The 17,315-nt window shown below is 72.6% G+C and carries 13 protein-coding genes; 5 read left to right on the top strand and 8 right to left on the bottom strand.

The window, feature by feature from the left end; translation table 11 throughout:
- The coding region (locus tag EHS43_RS06945) for a glycoside hydrolase family 95 protein (protein WP_260470422.1) at positions 1 to 2,330 on the top strand (2,330 nt) is incomplete at its 5' end.
- Positions 2,327 to 3,532 (top strand): SGNH/GDSL hydrolase family protein, encoded by a 1,206-nt coding sequence (locus EHS43_RS06940; RefSeq protein WP_125189651.1) that lies wholly within the window; start codon positions 2,327 to 2,329, stop codon positions 3,530 to 3,532. The genes EHS43_RS06945 and EHS43_RS06940, both read left to right, overlap by 4 nt.
- A gap of 7 nt (positions 3,533 to 3,539) precedes the next feature.
- Here the strand turns inward: EHS43_RS06940 and EHS43_RS06935 are convergent, their stop codons facing one another.
- The 5 genes from EHS43_RS06935 to EHS43_RS06915 form a co-directional block, all read right to left on the bottom strand.
- A complete protein-coding gene (locus tag EHS43_RS06935; protein WP_185806141.1) occupies positions 3,540 to 6,488 on the bottom strand; it encodes a helix-turn-helix transcriptional regulator in 2,949 nt (982 codons plus the stop codon).
- Positions 6,489 to 6,593: 105 nt separating this feature from the next.
- Positions 6,594 to 6,947 (bottom strand): UBP-type zinc finger domain-containing protein, encoded by a 354-nt coding sequence (locus EHS43_RS06930; RefSeq protein WP_125189649.1) that lies wholly within the window; start codon positions 6,945 to 6,947, stop codon positions 6,594 to 6,596.
- Complete coding sequence (locus EHS43_RS06925) at positions 6,944 to 8,401, bottom strand: ATP-binding protein (protein WP_125189648.1); 1,458 nt, start codon at positions 8,399 to 8,401, stop codon at positions 6,944 to 6,946. The genes EHS43_RS06930 and EHS43_RS06925 overlap by 4 nt, the downstream gene beginning before the upstream one ends.
- Complete coding sequence (locus EHS43_RS06920; RefSeq protein WP_125189647.1) at positions 8,398 to 10,074, bottom strand: FAD-dependent oxidoreductase; 1,677 nt, start codon at positions 10,072 to 10,074, stop codon at positions 8,398 to 8,400. Before EHS43_RS06920 ends, EHS43_RS06925 begins: the two co-directional genes overlap by 4 nt.
- Before the next feature lie 120 nt (positions 10,075 to 10,194).
- The gene (locus tag EHS43_RS06915; protein WP_125189646.1) at positions 10,195 to 10,548 is read right to left on the bottom strand and encodes a VOC family protein; all 354 of its coding nucleotides are present in this window, start codon (positions 10,546 to 10,548) and stop codon (positions 10,195 to 10,197) included.
- Between the two features lie 59 nt (positions 10,549 to 10,607).
- Between EHS43_RS06915 and EHS43_RS06910 the strand changes: the two genes are divergently transcribed.
- Positions 10,608 to 11,480: a universal stress protein gene (locus EHS43_RS06910; RefSeq protein WP_125189645.1), complete on the top strand. Its 873-nt coding sequence runs from the start codon at positions 10,608 to 10,610 to the stop codon at positions 11,478 to 11,480.
- A 1-nt stretch (position 11,481) separates the two neighbouring features.
- On the opposite strand, the gene EHS43_RS06905 is transcribed toward EHS43_RS06910, so the two are convergent.
- The 3 genes from EHS43_RS06905 to EHS43_RS06895 form a co-directional block, all read right to left on the bottom strand.
- Positions 11,482 to 12,723: a DUF4032 domain-containing protein gene (locus EHS43_RS06905; RefSeq protein WP_125189644.1), complete on the bottom strand. Its 1,242-nt coding sequence runs from the start codon at positions 12,721 to 12,723 to the stop codon at positions 11,482 to 11,484.
- Between the two features lie 40 nt (positions 12,724 to 12,763).
- Positions 12,764 to 13,510, bottom strand: a complete 747-nt coding sequence (locus EHS43_RS06900) for an MBL fold metallo-hydrolase (RefSeq protein WP_125189643.1) — start codon at positions 13,508 to 13,510, stop codon at positions 12,764 to 12,766.
- Positions 13,511 to 14,038: 528 nt separating this feature from the next.
- Positions 14,039 to 14,668, bottom strand: coding sequence for an alpha-ketoglutarate-dependent dioxygenase AlkB (locus EHS43_RS06895; RefSeq protein WP_125189642.1), 630 nt, complete (start codon positions 14,666 to 14,668; stop codon positions 14,039 to 14,041).
- A 127-nt stretch (positions 14,669 to 14,795) separates the two neighbouring features.
- On the opposite strand from EHS43_RS06895, the gene EHS43_RS06890 reads away from it, so the two are divergent.
- Together EHS43_RS06890 and EHS43_RS06885 are read left to right on the top strand one after the other, a co-directional pair.
- Positions 14,796 to 15,422, top strand: a complete 627-nt coding sequence (locus EHS43_RS06890; RefSeq protein WP_125189641.1) for a TetR/AcrR family transcriptional regulator — start codon at positions 14,796 to 14,798, stop codon at positions 15,420 to 15,422.
- A 17-nt stretch (positions 15,423 to 15,439) separates the two neighbouring features.
- On the top strand, positions 15,440 to 17,113 hold the full coding sequence (locus EHS43_RS06885) for an FAD-binding dehydrogenase (protein WP_125189640.1): 1,674 nt from the start codon (positions 15,440 to 15,442) through the stop codon (positions 17,111 to 17,113).
- The last annotated feature ends 202 nt before the right edge of the window (positions 17,114 to 17,315 follow it).

The raw sequence follows: 17,315 nt of genomic DNA, 5'->3' as shown, positions 1-17,315 counted from the left end.
CCTCCCGACGCGGTGTCCTCGCGATGACCGCCGCGCTCGCCGCCCTGCCCGCCTTCAGGGCGACCGCGGCGCCGCAAAGACCGCTCACCGCGCCCGCCCTCGCCGCCGACGCCCGCCACCGCCCGTGGTGGCAGGCACCCGCCGACGAGCACTCGATGATCGAACAGGGCCTGCCCGTGGGCAACGGCCGCCTCGGCGCCCTCGTGAGCAACGACCCCGGCCGCGAACTGCTCCTCGTCACCGACGCGACGATGTGGACCGGCGGCCTCAACGACAGCCTCGACGCCGACGGTCAGTTCCCCTACGGCCGCCAGGACTTCGGCTCCTTCACCCTGCTGGCCCGGCTCACCGTGGACATCCCCGACCACGACCTGTCCGCCGTCTCCGGCTACCGCCGCACCCTCGACCTCGCGCGGGGCGTCACCGAGACGTCGTACGTCCGCTCCGGTGTCACCTACCGGCGCCAGATCTTCGCCAGCCATCCCGACGACGTCATCGTCCTGCACTTCACCCAGAGCGGGGGCGGCCGCTACACCGGCACCGTCACGCTGGAGGGGACGCACGGCGAGGAGCCCGCGGTCTCCTTCGGGGCCGCCCTCCCCAACGGCCTGCGATACGGGGCCGCGATCACCGCCCACGGCTCCGGCGGCACCGTCAGTGTCGACGGGCCGCGCATCGGCTTCACCGGGTGCAGGGAGCTCACCGTCGTCCTCAGCGGCGGCACCGACTACGCCCCCGACGCCGCCGCCGGCTTCCGCGACCCGTCCCTCGACCCGCACAAGCTCGCCCGCAGCAAGGTCCGCGCGGCCGCCCGCCACTCGGCGACCACCCTGCTGTCCACCCACATCGCCGACCACCACGCCCTGTTCGGCCAGTTGGACCTCTCGCTCGGCACCTCCTCCGCCGAGCAGCGCTCCCTCGACACCTGGGAGCGGCTGCACGCCCGCGCCCGGGACGGGGTGCCCGATCCCGAACTGGAGGCCCAGTACCTCCAGTTCGGCCGCTACCTGACCATCGCGGCCTCCCGGGGCAGCCTGCCGCTGAACCTCCAGGGGCTGTGGCTCGACGGCAACGACCCCGACTGGATGGGCGACTACCACACCGACATCAACCTCCAGATGAACTACTGGGCGACCGACCGGACCGGCCTGCCCCAGTGCTTCGACGCGTTCACGGACTACTGCGTCGCCCAGCTCCCGTCCTGGACCGACCTCACCCGCAGGCTGTTCAACGACCCCCGCAACCGCTACCGCAACTCGACCGGGAAGAACGCCGGCTGGACGGTCGCCATCTCCACCAACCCCTTCGGCGGAGGAGGCTGGTGGTGGCACCCGGCCGGGAACGCCTGGTTGTGCAACTCCCTGTACGAGCACTACGAGTTCACCGCTTCCCGGGCCCACCTGGAGAAGATCTACCCGCTGCTGAAGGGCGCCTGCGAGTTCTGGGAGGCACGGCTGCTGACCATGACCCTCCCGGGCACCTCACGCGAGGTCCTGGTCGCCGACAGCGACTGGTCGCCCGAGCACGGCCCCCTCGACGCCAAGGGCATCACCTACGCCCAGGAACTCGTGTGGGCCCTGTTCGGCAACTACTGCGCGGCAGCGGCCGAGCTGAAGAAGGACAGCGGCTTCGCCGCCACGGTCGCCGGTCTCCGCAAGCGCCTGTACCTCCCCCAGGTGAGCCCCACCACCGGCTGGCTGGAGGAGTGGATGTCCCCCGACAACCTCGGCGAGACCACCCACCGCCACCTGTCCCCGCTCGTCGGACTCTTCCCCGGCGACCGCATCCGACCCGACGGCTCCACCCCGGCCGAGATCGTCGAGGGCGCCACCGCCCTGCTCACCGCCCGCGGCATGCAGAGCTTCGGCTGGGCCAACGCCTGGCGCGCCCTGTGCTGGGCTCGCCTCAAGAACGCCGAGAACGCCTACCGGCTGGTGGTCGAGAACCTCCGCCCCTCCAGCGGCGGCAGCAACGGCACCGCGTTCAACCTCTTCGACATCTATCAGGTGGAACAGGGCCGCGGAATCTTTCAGATCGACGCGAATCTGGGTACCCCTGCCGCGATGACCGAGATGCTGCTCTACTCCCGCCCCGGCCACCTGGAACTCCTGCCGGCCCTGCCCGCCGCCTGGGCCGCCTCCGGCCTGCTCCGCGGAGCGAACGCCCGCGGTGGCTTCGTCGTCGACCTACGCTGGCGGGATGGGAAACCGACCGAAGCCAGGATCCGCAGCACCGGCGGCCGCACCACGACGGTCGCCCACGCGGGAAGCACCCGCACGGTGACACTGAAGCCGGGGGAGACGGTCACCCTGAAGGGCTTCGGCCGATGAGGCGCCGTACCGTGCGCTGGGTCCGGCTCGCCGCCGTCACGGTCGCGGCCGCGGCCCTCCAGGCCACGCCCGCGCCGGCCGCCGTCGGCCCGCCCGACGGGGTGATCACCTGGGGCGCGAGCGCCTACGCCATCGGCGAGTCGGCCGCCGACCGCGGCTACCGCATGGTCGTGCACACCAGCGTCGGCGGCCGTGACGCGCGCGTGCGGCTCTCCAACGCCTTCGGCCACCAGCCGGTCACCTTCGACAGCGTCTACGCCGGCCTCCAGCTGAAGGACGCCGCCCTGGTGCGCGGTTCCAACCGGCGGCTCACCTTCGACGGCTCGTCCTCCGTCACCGTGGAACCCGGCGCCACGGTGTACAGCGACCCGCTGCCCGGCCCGCTGCCCGCCGGCTCGAACCTCGTCGTCAGCCTCCACACCCCGGACGCCACGGGCCCGATCACCGGCCACTGGATGGCCCTGCAGACCTCCTACGCCACCCAGGGCGACCACACCGCCGAGGAGAGCGGCGCCCACTGGACCGAGCCGATCGGGTCGTGGCTCTACCTCGACGCGGTCTCGGTGCGCACGCCCGCGGCCACCGGCGCCGTCGTCGCGTTCGGCGACTCCATCACCGACGGCTGGCAGTCCACCAGCGACCGCAACCGACGCTGGCCCGACTACCTCGCCCGCCGCCTGCAGAAGGCCCGCACCACGGTCAAGGGCATGGCGAACGAGGGGATCTCCGGCAACAAGGTGCTGTCCGACGGCGCCGGACCGAGCGCCCTGAACCGGCTTGACAGGGACGTGCTCTCCCAGCCGGGCGTGCGCACCGTGTTCCTCTTCGAGGGCGTCAACGACCTCAAGGCCCACAGCGGCGTCACCGCCGCGGACCTGATCTCCGGCTACCGAGAGATCGTCGACCGGGCCCACGACGCCGACAAGTGCGTGGTCGTCTCCACCATCGCCCCCTTCAAGGGGTGGCCGGAATGGAACACGGACGCCGAGGCCGTACGCCAGGGGGTCAACGACTTCGTCCGGAGCCACGGCGACGAGTTCGACGCGGTCGCCGACTTCGACCGCGTCCTGCGCAGCCCCTACGACCACGAGCGGCTGCTTCCCGTCTTCGACGGCGGGGACCACATCCACCCCAACGACAAGGGCATGCAGGCCATGGCGGACTCCGTCGACCTCGACAGCCTGGACTGCGCCCGCCGCTGACCGGCCGTCAGCCGTGAGCCGTCGTCTCGGGGGCGATCAGTCCCCTGCGGTAGGCGACGGCCACGGCCTCGGTGCGGCTCGCCGCGCCCAGCTTGGCCAGGATGTTCGAGACGTGCACGCTGGCCGTCTTGCCGGTGATGAACAGCTCCTCGCCGATCTGCCGGTTGCTGCGTCCGCGCGCGAGCAGCCTCAGCACGTCCTGCTCGCGGGCCGTGAGCGGCGACGCGGTGGGCGGGGCCTCACCGAGCCCGCCGCGCCGGATCAGCTCGTCCGCCCGCTCCAGCAGCACCGAGGCACCGAGCCGCACGAACACCTCACGCGCGGCCCGCGCCTCGGCCGCGGCCTCCGTACGCCGGTCGGCGGCGAGCAGGGCCTCGGCGTACCGCAGGCGGCAGCGCGCCGCTTCGTACACGTCCCCGAAGTCGAACGCGGCGACCGTCCTCTCCCAGGACCCGACGTCCGGCCCCGACACCGCCCGGGTCCACTCCGCCTCGGCCCGGGCCAGCCAGGCCTGCCCCTCGGGGCCCTGGGGCGCTCCGCCGTCCATGGCGACGGCCCTGGCAGGGGTCAGCAGTTCGCTCGCGGTCTCCGCCCACCGGAGCGCCCCCTCCTGGTCCCCCTTGAGACGCAGCTCGCCGGCCCGGTCGGCGACCGCGGACAACGCGAGGGCGGCCAGCCGCACGGTGACGTGGGGCGGCGTGCCCGTGTCGTCGGTGAGGACCGCGACGGTGGACCGCATCCGCTCCACGGCCGCCTCCGCGTCCCCCCGCAGGGCCGCCGCCTCGGTCAGCGCGATGCCCGCCACGAGCGTGGCCATCCAGTCGAACGGCCCCTCCAGCAGCGTCCGGGCCCGGTCGGCGGCCCCGAAGTCACCGCGCGCGAGCGCCACGTAGAGCGCCGGCGCGACGCGGTACCCACCGGCCGCGGGCACCACCTCGGCATCGGTGCTCGCCGCCCGGACGCACTCGTCCCAGCGGCCGAGCGTGTACAGCACCAGCAGGTGGAGATAGCGCATCTCCGTCGGATACGGCGACGACAGCAGCCCGGCCCGGCGGGCGCGGTCCAGTCCCTCCGTGATCCAGGGCAGACAGTCGTCCAGGTGTCCGGCCTCGAAGGTGCCGATGGCGAGATTGAACAGCGCGCGCATCTCCACCGGCGCGTTGCCCGCGTCGCGGGCCAGCTCCCGCGCCCGCCGCAACCGCTCCCGGCCCTCCACCGACCGACGGCCGCCGCCCTCGACGACCGCCAGGGAGATCAGCAGGTCCGCCTGGGCGTCGGTCACGCCCAGCTCCTCCGCCCGGTCCAGGGCCTGCCGCGCGACCCGCAGCGCGGTCTCGTTCTCCCCGACCTGCCGGGCCGCCAGCACATGGGTGGCCGCGGCCCACACCCAGGTACGGGAGGGCGGTTCCGCGGGGATCATGTCGAGCGCCTCGCTGCTGTAGGCGAAGGCCGCGGTGAGGTTGTCGACGGTCATCAGGTTCCCGGCGAGGGTGTAGCGCACCCGGGCGGCGAGCTCGGAGTCCGCCTCCTGGCCGACGCCGGCAAGAGCGGCACGCGTGAGCGAGACCGCCCGGTGCAGTTCCCCGGCGTGCGCGGCCGCCGCCGAGGCCCGCAGCATCAGCCGGACCCGGTCGGCCCCCTCGCCCTCGGGACGCGCGGACGGCTCCACCGCCGACCACAGGTCCAGGGCCGTCTCCAGATGCCGCAGCTCCTCGGCGGGCGCCCCGACCCGCTCGGCGTGGTCCGCGGCCTCCAGGGACGCGGCGAGCGCGGGGGCCAGGTCATGGCTCTCGCGGTAGTGATGGGCCCGCTCCGCCGCGCTCTCGGCCCGGTGCGCCCGCCCCTCCAGCAGCCGGGCGAACGCCCCGTGCAGCCGGGCCCGCTCACCCGGGAGCAGATCGGCGTACACGGCCTCGCGGGCCAGGGCATGCCGGAACGCGTACGTGTCTCCCTCCCCGGGCACCAGGACCTGCCGCCCGATCGCCTCGCGCAGGGCCGACTCCAGCTCCTCCTCGGGCAGTCGTACGGCGTCGCGCAGCAGGTCGTGCTCGACGCGCCGCCCGGCCACGGCGGCGGTCCGCAGCACCTGCTGGGCGGTGTCGGACAACTGCTCGAACCGGATCAGCAGGACGTCGGCGAGCCCGCTGGGCATCCCGCCCTCCCCGCTCCCGGTGGCGGCGAGCAGCTCCTCGGCGTAGAAGGCGTTGCCCTCGGCCCGCTCGACGATGCGGCGCACGGTGGTCTCCGGCAGCGGGCCCTCGCGCAGGGCCCGCACCAGCCGCGCCACCTCGCCGTCGGGCATCGGCCGCAACTCCAGCCGCTCGACGGCCGGCAGCCGCACGAGCTCGGCGAGCAGCGGCCGCAGCGGATGCCGCCGGTGCAGGTCGTCGGCCCGGTAGGAGGCGAGCACGGCCAGCCGGTGCGTGGGCGCCCCGCCCGCCGGGCGCTGGAGGATTCCCCGGCTGAGCAGGAACCGCAGCAGATCCCGGGACGACTGGTCGGCCCAGTGCAGGTCCTCCAGGACGAGCAGCAGGGGAGCGAGGTCGGAGAGGTCGGCGAAGAGTGCGGCGACCGACTCGAACAACCGCAGCCGCCCACCGGAGTCGCCGGGCGAGCCGGCCCCCAGCAGCCGCTCCACGGCCGGATGGGAGGACACGAGTCCGGCGAACCGGCTGTCAGCGGCAAGTGCGCCCAGCACCTCGGTGAACGGCAGATAGGGGAACCCGACGTCCCCGAGGTCCACGCAATGTCCGGTGAGCACGGTCATTCCGGCCGCCGTGGCCCGTCCTGCGGCTTCCTCCAGCACCCGCGTCTTGCCGACCCCGGCGTCTCCGGAGATCAGAACGGCGTGAGCCTGTCCGCCCCGGGCGCGCTCCAGCACGCGGGAGAGGAAGGCGAGCTCGCTCTCCCGCCCGATGATCGGCGTACCGGTGGAGTTCTGTGACACGAACACCATCCTGGCACTCGACACTGACAGCGGGTCGGCCGACCCAGGGGCACGGGGAACCGCGCGACCCGCCACGACGGGCCCGCAGTCGCCGTCACACAGGTCGTCCCGAGCTCATCGGCGCAACGTCCGCGCCCAGTCCGCCGGCACCCGTCCCTCAGGACCCGGCGCCGGCTGGCTCTCCGGATGACTCGCCGGCCCCGCCAACTCCGGCCCCGCCTCGAACATCTCGTTCGTCTCGAAGTTCCAGAACCACTCCTCACCCGGCTCGTAACTCTGCACCAGAGGATGCCCCGAGTCCCGGAAGTGCCCGGTCGCGTGCTGTCCGGGAGAGGAGTCGCAGCACCCCACGTGCCCGCACTGCGCACACCGCCGCAGATGGAACCACCAGCCGCCGGACGCGTCGCACTCCACGCACCCGTCGCCGCTCGGCGGCACGCTCGGGTCGATCCCCTTGACGTCGGTCATTCGGTCTCCTCGGTCGAGCCGTTGTCCACGGCGGTCAGCGGAAGCAGCACCTGGAAGCGGGTGTCGCCCGGCGTGGACTCCACCTGCAGCGTGCCGTGGTGCTTGTTGACCACGATCCGCCAGGAGATGTCGAGCCCGAGCCCCGTGCCCTCGCCCACGGGCTTGGTGGTGAAGAAGGGGTCGAAGATCCGCCCGCGGATGTCCGGCGGCACCCCGGGCCCGGTGTCCCGGAACTCCACCAGCAGCCGGTCGTGTTCGAGCGCGGTCCGGACGGTCAACGTCCCTTCCCCGCCGACGCTGTTCATGGCCTGCACCGCGTTGTCGATCAGGTTCGTCCACACCTGGTTGAGCTCGGCGGGATAGGCCGGGATCCTCGGCAGGGTACGGTCGTACTCCTTGACGACCTTGATCTGCTGCCCGATCTTCCCCGAGAGCATCAGCAGCGTGCTGTCGAGGAGTTCGTGCACGTCGGCCACCTGATAGGGCGCCCGGTCCAGCTGGGAGTACTGCTTGGCCGCGTCGACGAGATGGGAGATCCGGGCCGTGGAGTCGTTGATCTCGTCCATCAACAGCTCGGTCTCGACGGTGTAGTTGAGCCAGCCGATCGCGTTCGGCAGGATCTCCTCGCCCAGGGTCGCCGCGACCTGGTCGAGCCAGTCCACGTCGAGGCCGCCCTGCACGAAGGTGGGCGCGATCCGCCAGCCCTCCTGGATGCCGTGGTCGTCCAGCCAGTCGGCGAGGGTGTCCTCCCGGTCGGAGGCCTCCAGCGGACTCAACGCCGGCGCCTTGGCGACGCGTTCGGCGGTGCGCTCCTGGATGTCGATCAGGTTCGCCATGACCTCGGCGGAGTAGGAGCCCTGGGCGATCACGGCGAGCTTGTGCCGCATCTTGCCGACCCGCTCGCGCAGCGTCGACGTGGCCCGTACGGCCGCCGCGGCCGGGTTGTTGAGCTCGTGGGTGAGGCCGGCGGACAACGAGCCGAGCGCCAGCAGCCGTTCGCGCTGCCCGATGGCCCGCTGGGTGTTCTTCGAACCGAAGAAGAGCCCCTCCAGCAGATGGACCGCCATCGGGAACCATTCCTGCATGAACGCCGAGAACGTCTCCGCGGGCAGCACGAAGAACCGCGAGGGCTCGGTGACCCGCATGGAGCCGTTGTAGGTCTGCTGCACCCGGTCACCGAGGTACGCCTGCATGGACCCCGCGTACACCCCGCGCTGCGAGGTGCGGTTGATCTCCACGTCGTCGCCGCCGACCCGGCGGGAGAGCACGATCGTGCCCTCGATCATCACGTAGAAGCAGGTGGCGGGTTCGCCCTCGGAGTACACCGGGCCGGGTTCGAACCGCTCGACCCGCCCCGCGGCGCACAACTGCCCCAGCTGCTCGGGGGAGAGCTTCTCGAACAGGAACAGCGACCCGATCTCCCCGGGGCTGCACGGCATCAACTGCCCGCTCACGACTGCTCCAGATACCGGTGGACGAGCATCACTGCCATGGCTCCCTCTCCGACGGCGGACGCGACCCGCTTCGCGGACTCGGCGCGCGCGTCGCCCGCGACGAACACGCCCGGAATGTTGGTCTCCAGGTGGTACGGCGGCCGGTCCAGCACCCAGTCCGCCGGCGGCCGCCCGTCGGGGGTGAGGTCGGGCCCGGCCAGGATGAACCCGTGCTCGTCCCGCAGCACCGTGCCGTCCAGCCAGTCGGTCAGCGGGGCCGCGCCGATGAACACGAACATCCACTGCGCGTCGACGAGTTCGGTCTTCCCGGTCTCGGTGTCGCGCAGGGTGAGCTGCTCCAGGTGGTCGGAGCCGTGCGCGGCCTCGACGACGGTACGCGCGCGGACCGAGATGTTGGGAGCCTCCTCGATCTGCTGGATCAGGTAGTGCGACATCGACGCGGCGAGGTCCGGACCGCGCACCAGCAGGGTCACCGACTTGGCGCCCCGGGACAGGTACATGGCCGCCTGTCCCGCCGAGTTGGCGCCGCCGACGATGTAGATGTCCTGGCCCTGGCAGGAGGCGGCCTCGGTCAGCGCCGAGCCGTAGTACACCCCGCAGCCGGTCAGGTCCGTGCAGCCGGGCGCCTCCAACTGCCGGTAGGACACACCGGTCGCCAGGATCACGCTGTGCGCGGCCACCGCCGACCCGTCCGAGAAGCGCACGGTGCGGGCCGGGCCGCTGATCTCCAGGCCCGCCACCTCACGGGCGGTGAGGATCTCGGCCCCGAACTTCGTCGCCTGCCGCCGGGCCCGGTCGGTGAGCTGGGCACCCGACACGCCGTCCGGGAAGCCCAGGTAGTTCTCGATCCGCGAGCTCTGCCCGGCCTGTCCGCCGGTCGCCGAACGCTCCACGAGCACGGTCCTGAGCCCCTCCGAGGCCCCGTACACCGCAGCGCCGAGCCCGGCCGGACCGCCGCCGATGACGACGAGGTCGTAGAAGTCGGCGGTCGGGGTCGTCGCGAGGCCCACGTGGGCGGCCAGGTCGGGTGCCTCCGGCTCGACCAGGGGGGTGCCGTCCGGGGTGATCACCACCGGCAGCCGCTGCCCGTCCTGCCCCGCGGCCGCCAGCAGCCGCTGCCCCTCGGGCTCCTCCGTGGAGTACCAGCGGTACGGCACCTGGTTGCGGGCCAGGAACTCCCGCACGTCGGAGGAGCGCGCCGACCAGCGGTGCCCGATCACCTTCGTGGCGGGCACGGGGCGGAAGTCGCTGCACCGCCACGCCTCCAGGAGGTCGTCCAGGACCGGGTAGAGCTTCTCCTCGGGCGGGTCCCACGGCTTGAGGAGGTAGTGGTCGAGGTCGACGACGTTGATCGCGTCGATCGCCGCGTTGGTGTCCGCGTACGCCGTCAGCAGCACGCGGCGGGCCCCCGGATACACGTCCAGGGCCTGTTCGAGGAACTCGATGCCGTTCATCTGCGGCATGCGGTAGTCGGCCAGGATCACGGCCACGAGGTCACCGCGCAGCTTGAGCTCCCGCAGCGCCTCCAGCGCGGACTCACCGGACTCCGCGCGCACGATCCGGTACGACTCGCCGTAGCGCCGCCGCAGATCGCGGGCGACGGCCCGGGAGACCCCCGGGTCGTCGTCCACGGTCAGGATGACGGTCCGCGCCGATTCGGCGGCCTGTGCCATGCGTCTCCCCACGCCGGGCGGTCGGTCGGGGCAGGGCGCCCCCCGTGGTCACCGGCCCGGTCGAGCCCATCGTATGTTCGATCGCGGCGAGACGCCCAGGTCTGGCTGCCCCTGCCGTTGTCAGGCTCGCCGCTCGCCCAGCACGCAGAACTCGTTGCCCTCGGGATCCATGAGCGTCACCCAGGGCTGCTCGCCCTGTCCCACGTCCGCGTGCCGGGCGCCCAGGGCGAGGAGGCGGGTCACCTCGGCCTCCTGGTCGTCGGGCCGGAAGTCGAGATGGAGCCGGTTCTTGACGCTCTTCGGCTCCGGCACCGGCACGAACAGCAGCCCCGGCGTCCGGTCCTTCTCGGGGCGGATCTCGAACTCGTCCGGCGAGTCCTCGACCACCACCCAGCCCAGCGCCTCGGCCCACCAGCGTCCGAGGGCGGCCGGGTCCGCCGAGTCCACGATGACTTGTTCCCATTCCAGTGCCATACCGGCAGCGTAGTGAAGACTGGACCGACGCATGTGACCGCGACCAGGGAGGCCCCCGCATGACCCGCCCGATCACCGCAGGCATCGACGGAACCGAGGAGAGCCTCGCCGCCCTGGGCTGGGCCGCCCGGGAGGCGGTCCGGCGGGACACGGCGCTGCGGGTGGTGCACGCCTGGCGGTTCCAGCCGTACGAGGGCATCGACGCGGGGGACCGGGACACCCAGGCGGACTGGGCGCGCAAGGCCGTGACCGAGGCGGTCCGGACCGTCACCGGGCGGTACACGGGGCTGGAGGTGGACACCGACCTGGTGGAGGGCGGCAGCGTCGACGTGCTGGTCTCCGCCGCGGCCGACGCCGACATGCTGGTCCTGGGCTCCCGCGGGCACGGGCCGGTGGTCGGCTTCCTGGTGGGCTCGGTGGGCCAGCAGGTGATCGCCGAGTCGACCCGGCCGGTCGTGCTGGTGCGGGCCGGTGATCAGGCGAGCGCGGAGGCCGCGGGGCGCGAGATCGTCGTGGGCCAGGAGGGCGACCCGCAGGACAGCGCCGAGACCCTGCGCTTCGCCTTCGAGACGGCGGCGGCCCGGGGAGCGGCCGTGCGTGCCGTACGGGCCTGGACGCTGCCGCCGGTGTTCGCCTACAGCCCGGCCTCGCTGCAACTGCTGGACGAGGCGGGCGGGCTGGAGCCGTACGAGAAGAAGGCCCTGGCCGCGGCGCTCCAGCCGTGGCGGGAGCGCTTCCCCGGGGTCCCGGTCGTCGAGCACGTGGAGATGGGCAGCGCGGGACAGGTGCTGCTGTCGGTGGCGGCACGCGCTCAGCTGATGGTCGTCGGGCGCCGGGCCCGCCGTACCGCGGTGGGCAACCGGATCGGCTCGGTCGCGCACGGGGTGCTGCACCACGCCGACTGCCCGGTCGCCGTGGTGCCGCACGTCTGAGTCAGTCCGCGCCGGCGGGGGTGGGCTGGAGCGTCTCCCGGGCCTTGGGGAGGATGTTCTTGATGTAGTCCTCCACCGCCGTGTCCAGCCCGATGTCGTGCTGGGCCCGCTCCGACAGGTACCAGCGGTGTTCCAGCAGCTCGTGGTAGATCTCGGCCGGGTCCATCGAGCCGCGCATCTCCAGCGGCACGGCCCGCACGGTCGGCCGGAAGACGTCCCGCACCCAGCGGTGCGCGAGCACCTCCGGGCGGGCGCCGAGGGGGTCGCCCGGGGCGTAGTCGTCCTGGGTGGCCATCCAGCTCTCCAGGTCGTTCAGCAGCCGCCGGGCCTGGTTCTCCTCGGCGTCCAGGCCCGTCAGACGCAGGAGTTGGCGCTGGTGGTGGCCCGCGTCCACGACCTTGGGCACGAACGTGACCGAGTCGCCGTTGGGCGCGTGCTCGATCTGCATCTCGGCCACGTCGAAGCCTAGGTCGTTGAGCCGCCGTATCCGGCGCTCGATGAAGTGGTACTTGCCCGCCGGGTAGACGGACCTGCGGGTCAGCTCCTCCCACAGGCTGCCGTAGCGCGAGCAGATCTCCATGCCGAACTCGATGGCGTCCACGGAGGGGTGCAGGGCCCCGGAGGCCTCCAGGTCGAGCAGCTCACCGCTGATGTTCACGCGGGCGAGGTCGAGATCGTAGTCCCGCTGTCCGGGGCTGAGCTGCGGATGCAGGTCGCCGGTCTCGGCGTCCACCAGATAGGCGGCGTACGCGCCCGCGTCGCGCCGGAACAGGGTGTTGGACAGGGAGCAGTCCCCCCAGGCGAAACCCGCCAGATGCAGCCGGACCAGGAGGACGGCCAAGGCGTCCATCAGGCGGTGCATGGTGGCGGGCCGCATGGTCGTCTCGAACATCGAGCGGTACGGCATCGAGCCGCCCAGATGCCGGGTGACCAGCACCGACTCCAGCGGGGCCTCCTCGGTGTCGGTGCGCCCGGTGACCACGGCGAGCGGGTCGACGGCGGGGATGCCGAGCCGGTCCAGGTCGCGCAGCAGCTCGTACTCGCGCAGCGCCGGACGCTCGGCGAGCTCCTTCACGGCGATGACCTCGTCGCCGGCGCGGGCGTAGCGCACCACGTGCCGGGATATGCCGCGCGGCAGCGGGACCAGGACCTCCTCCGGCCACTGCTCCAGCGGCAGGTGCCACGGCAGTTCGAGCAGGAGCGCGGGGTGCTCCGGGTTCGTCGCGCTGATCTGCAGTGCCATGGTGCGGTGTCCTTCTCCGGCCGGTGATCGTCACCTCACCTTAGAGCGCGCGCTCCTTGGCCTGAAGTGCCGATTCACGGACTGGACCGCGGTGGGCCGGGCCGTGTCCGGGCGCGAGGACGTCGCCCTCCAGCTCCGCGAACAGGTCCAGCGAGGCCACGGCCCGCGCGCGCTCGTGGTGGAACATGTCCGGCAGCAGCTGGGGCCCCTCGATCCGGGAGGTGGGGTGAGCGCTCACCAGTCCGTCGCCGGAGATCACCACGCCGCGCTCGGGGAGGTGGAAGGCACAGTGCCCGTCGGTGTGGCCGGGCGTGTGCACCGGCACCGGGCGGCCCGGCAGGTCGAGGGCGCCCGGTGCGGGGAAGGGCTGCGGGGCGGCGACCGGTACGTGGGCCGTGCCGCCCACCCGGAGCGCGTGCACCGCCCACGGCAGCACCCCGGGGCGCCAGCCGTTCTTCAGGACGGTGCCGACCGAGACCTGGTGCAGGAAGTCCCGCCGTGCGTGCGGCACTTCGGCCTCGTGCACGTAGACCGGCGTGCCGTAGGCGGAGCGCAGGTACTCGGCGGACCCGAGGTGGTCGTTGTGGGCGTGGGTGAGGAGGACGGCGGTGACCGCCTCCGGTGAACTCCCCACCTCCGCGAGGGAGGCGAGCAGCTGCTCCCGGTCACCCGGGTACCCGGTGTCGACGAGTGTGGCGGAGCTTCCCTCGGTCAGGATGACCCAGTTGGTGTTGCTGCCGTGCACCAGGTAGGTGCCGTCCGCGACTTGCTGCACGCCTGCGCTCATGATCGCCCCGCCCGGTGAGTCCCTGCCCGACGGCACACAGCAAAGCAGACGCTCAGACGATCCGGAGCGGCGGGTACCGGTCCTCCAGCGGTCAACTTCCTTGGTGACAGGGCCGACTCCCACACCACCCTCGTGCCCGCCGGGCTCGGCGGGCGACGCCGCGGACGATGTCTTGCGCGGGCCGCACGAACCCGCGCCGACCGGGGAGCGGTTTCGTCCCCCTGGCCCGCCGCACCGGCGTTTCCCTCGTCGGCCCCTCGCAGGAGCCGACTTCGTGCGTCGGCCGCACAACACCCCGTGGCCGGGCGCGCTCGCAGAGGGCCCCACTCCGGGCCTCCGGCCTGCCCCGGGGTGCGGGGGTGTCCGGCGCACCGGTTCTTCTCCCGTTCGGCCCGCGGTACCGCAGGTGCCTTGCGTCTGCCGCCGCGACGAGCGCTCACCCCGAGCCGGGCGCCCAGCAGAGGACCCGCGCGGCTCCGGGCGCGGTTTCGGCACCCCGGTTGGCCTCGCACCGGCGTTTTCGCCGTCTCAGCGCACCCCGTGCGGGCGGAACTGGATGCTGATGCGGGGTCCTGTCGCGCGCGTGGACTTCGGTACGGCGTGCTCCCAGGTGCGCTGGCAGGAGCCGCCCATCACGATCAGGTCGCCGTGGCCCAGCGGTCGCCGCAGTGTCTCGCCGCCACCCCGGGCCGGCCGCAGCAGCAGGTCGCGCGGGGTGCCCACGGAGACGATCGCGACCATGGTGTCCTGGCTCGCGCCCCGCCCGCCCCGGTCGCCGTGCCAGGCGACGCTGTCCCTGCCGTCGCGGTAGTGGCAGAGCCCGGCGGTGGTGAAGGGCTCACCGAGCTCGTCGGCGTAATGCGCGGTGAGCGCTTCGCGCGCCTCGGTGAGCACGGGGTGCGGCAGCTCGTCGTCCACGCCGTAGAAGGCGAGCAGACGCGGGACGTCGACGACGTGGTCGTACATCGTGCGGCGCTCCGCCCGCCAGGGCACCTCCTCGGCGAGCTGCTCGAACAGGGCGTCCGAGCCGCCGAGCCATCCGGGCAGGACGTCGATCCAGGCGCCGTGGGCCAGCACGGTACGACGGATCCCGTCGAGCGGGCCGAGCCGGAGCTGGTCGCTCTGGTCGAACAGGGAGCCCTGGAGGTGCGCGGTCATGAATCCAGCGTACTCCTGAATCGAAAATCTGTTCCCATGGAAGGGTTCAGGGGACGGGGCCAGGCGCCCGGCTCTTTCGATACACCGCTGTATCGGATACATTCGCGTATCGAACGGAGGGCCGGACATGGCGACACCGGACACGGCCAGGCGCGTCACCAGGCGCAGGGTCCGCACACGTGCCAACCTCCTGGACGCGGCCTTCGCGGTGTTCGCCGCCAAGGGCTTCGGCCGGGTGTCGATCGAGGAGGTCTGCGAGGCCGCCGGATACAGCCGCGGCGCCTTCTACTCGAACTTCGACAGCCTGGACGAGCTGTTCTTCGCGCTCTACCAGCAGCGCGCCGACCTCATCGCCGACCAGGTCTCCGGGGCCCTCGCCCTCGACGGCCCGGGTCTCGACGTCCCGGCCGCCGTCGACCGCGTCACCGAGGTACTGCTCCTGGACCGCGACTGGCTCCTGGTGAAGACCGACTTCCTGGTGCACGCCGCCCGCGCGCCCGAGGTCGCCCGGACCCTGCTCGAACACCGGGCCAGGCTCCGACGCGCCATCGCCGACCGCCTCGCACGCACGCGTGGACACGCCGAACTGCCCGCCGTGCTCGTCGACGTCGAGGGCGCCGCCCACGCCGTGGTCGCCGCCTACGACGGGGTCACCGTCCAACTGCTGCTGGACGGGGACGTGGAGCGCGCCCGGGTCTGGCTGAAACAACTGCTCACCGCGCTGCTCACCGACGGCAGCGACACCACCGCATGAGGGAAGGGACGGTCGCCATGGATGCCGACGTCATCGTCGTCGGAGCGGGGCTCGCGGGCCTGGTCGCCGCGCACGAGCTCACCAGCCGCGGCAGGAGGGTCGCGCTGGTCGACCAGGAGAACGCCGCCAACCTCGGCGGCCAGGCCTTCTGGTCCTTCGGCGGGCTCTTCCTCGTCGACTCCCCCGAGCAGCGCCGCCTCGGCATCAAGGACTCCTTCGACCTCGCCTGGAACGACTGGCAGGGCAGCGCGCAGTTCGACCGCGTCGACGACGAGGACTCCTGGGCGGTGCGCTGGGCGCGCGCCTACGTCGAGTTCGCGGCGGGGGAGAAGCGGCCCTGGCTGGAGGGGCACGGCATCAAGTTCCTGCCCACCGTCGGCTGGGCCGAGCGCGGCGACCTCACCGCCCACGGGCACGGCAACTCCGTGCCCCGCTTCCATGTCGCCTGGGGCACCGGCACCGGTGTCGTCGAGCCGTTCGCCGGGTACGCCAAGCAGGCCGCGCGGGACGGACTGCTGACCTTCCACCACCGCCACCAGGTGGACGAGCTCGTCGTCGAGAACGGCACCGCCCGGGGGGTGCGCGGAACCGTGCTGGCCGAGGACCGCTCCCCGCGCGGAGTCGCCTCCAACCGCGAGCGCCTCGGCGACTTCGAGCTCACCGCCCAGGCCGTGGTCGTCACCACCGGCGGCATCGGCGCCAACCACGACATCGTCCGCCGCTACTGGCCCGAGCGGCTCGGCACCCCGCCCGCCGAGATGGTCACCGGCGTCCCCGCCTACGTCGACGGACGGATGCTCGACATCAGCGCGGACGCGGGCGTCCGGCTGGTCAACCGCGACCGCATGTGGCACTACACCGAGGGCCTGCAGAACTGGGACCCCATCTGGCCCGGCCACGGCATCCGCATCCTGCCCGGCCCGTCCTCCATGTGGTTCGACGCGCTCGGCCGCCGGCTTCCCGAACCGTGCCTGCCCGGCTACGACACCCTCAGCACCCTCAGGCACCTGCGCACCACCGAGGACATCGCCGAGCACGACCACTCCTGGTTCATCCTCACCCAGAAGATCATCGAGAAGGAGTTCGCGCTCTCCGGCTCCGAGCAGAACCCCGACATCACCGCCAAGGACCGCGCGGGCTTCCTCAAGGAGCGTGTCCTCGGCAAGGGCGCCCCGGGGCCGGTGGACGCGTTCCTGCGCAAGGGCGCGGACTTCGTCACGGCCCCGAACCTGGAGCAGCTGGTCGAGAAGATGAACGGGCTCACCGACAAGGCCCTCCTGGACGCCGCTTCCCTCCGCCGCCAGATCGAGGCCCGCGACCTCCAGATCGCCAACTCCTACAGCAAGGACGCCCAGGTGCAGGGCATCCGCAACGCCCGCCGCTACATCGGCGACCGCCTGGGCCGGGTCGCCACCCCGCACCGCATCCTCGACCCGGAAGCCGGGCCCCTCATCGGCGTCAAGCTGCACATCCTGACCCGCAAGACCCTCGGCGGCATCCAGACCGACCTCGACTCCCGCGCCCTGGGCGCCGACGGCAAGCCCCTCGAAGGGCTCTACGCGGCGGGCGAGGTCGCCGGCTTCGGCGGAGGCGGCGTCCACGGTTACAACGCGCTGGAGGGCACTTTCCTCGGCGGCTGCCTCTTCTCGGGACGCGCGGCGGGACGGGCGGCGGCGAAGCAGGTCGGCTAGGGCCGGTTGCGGCACTGGCGTCGTCGCCCGCAGGACGGCCGCGCGGCGTCCGGTGCGTGCTCTCGGCGTGCCGCCCGGAAGCCCTCGTGCCGGGCGTACTCCGGCTTTCGGGTGGTTCGGTGAGTGGGGCCCCTCTGGGGGAGCGTGCCGGGCGTCGCGCGGCAGTCGCCACTTTTGCAACACGCCCTGGCACCGCGGCGAC

Source organism: Streptomyces sp. RP5T (assembly GCF_003933965.1).
GTDB lineage: Bacteria > Actinomycetota > Actinomycetes > Streptomycetales > Streptomycetaceae > Streptomyces.
The sequence above is the reverse complement of the archived record's forward strand: the minus strand, read 5'-3'. Positions and strand labels throughout refer to the sequence as shown.